General features: G+C 56.9%; 2 protein-coding genes. Both read left to right on the top strand.

Features of this window, described 5'->3' with window-relative positions; genetic code table 11:
• The coding region (locus tag ACESTR_RS16315) for a DUF4138 domain-containing protein (RefSeq protein ID WP_373179461.1) at window positions 1-311 on the top strand (311 nt) is incomplete at its 5' end.
• Between the two features lie 4 nt (window positions 312-315).
• Window positions 316-744 carry a phage N-6-adenine-methyltransferase gene (locus ACESTR_RS16310; RefSeq protein ID WP_216600652.1) on the top strand — a complete coding sequence of 143 codons (429 nt, stop codon included), beginning with the start codon at window positions 316-318 and terminating at the stop codon, window positions 742-744.

Raw genomic sequence — 744 nt, 5'->3', positions numbered from 1 at the left:
TTTACATACATACTTGTATGTATAACGACACGAATATCTCCTTCGAGGTGGATTCACGGCGGTTTATCGTAGCGGATCGCAAACTCGCCAAGCGCACGGCACAACAACAGACGCCGCTCGAAATCCTGCGCGTATGCAACGATCCGGCCGTCGTGAGGGGACGCCAGCGGCAAAGGACGGTATTCGCGTTGCCCAAGCTCACGATCCCCGACGACAAGGTGCTTTTGCTGGAAATCATCGAGAAAAACGGGGCCCGGCATCAGACGGTGGAGATAGCGGCCAAAGAGTTGTTAGAAGCAAAACTGCTGTAAGGAGATGAAGCGGCTGAATCCAGCCCTGTTTTCATCCGTTAAGATGGACTGGGCGACCCCGCAGGCATTCTTCGACGCCCTCGACGCAGAATTCCATTTCACCCTCGATCCGTGTGCCTCGCCCGGAAACGCCAAGTGCGGGAAGTTCTACACCATAGCGGACAACGGGCTGGAGCAGGACTGGGCCGGAGAAACGGTTTTCTGCAATCCGCCTTACGGAAGGGCGATTTACGACTGGGTGTTCAAATGCTGGCGCGAGTCCCGCAAGCCCGGAACGACGGTCGTGCTGCTCATTCCCGTACGAACCGACACCCGTTATTTCCACGAGTTCATCTACCGCAAGGCCCGTGAAATCCGGTTTATACGCGGGCGTCTGCGCTTCGGGGACGGCACGGCTCCGGCGCCGTTTCCCAGCATGGTCGTCATATTCTAA

Origin of the sequence: Alistipes sp. DJF_B185 (assembly GCF_964250025.1) — a bacterium.
Taxonomy (GTDB): domain Bacteria; phylum Bacteroidota; class Bacteroidia; order Bacteroidales; family Rikenellaceae; genus Alistipes; species Alistipes finegoldii.
Note: the sequence above shows the minus strand (reverse complement) of the source record. Positions and strands in the feature narration are given on the sequence as shown.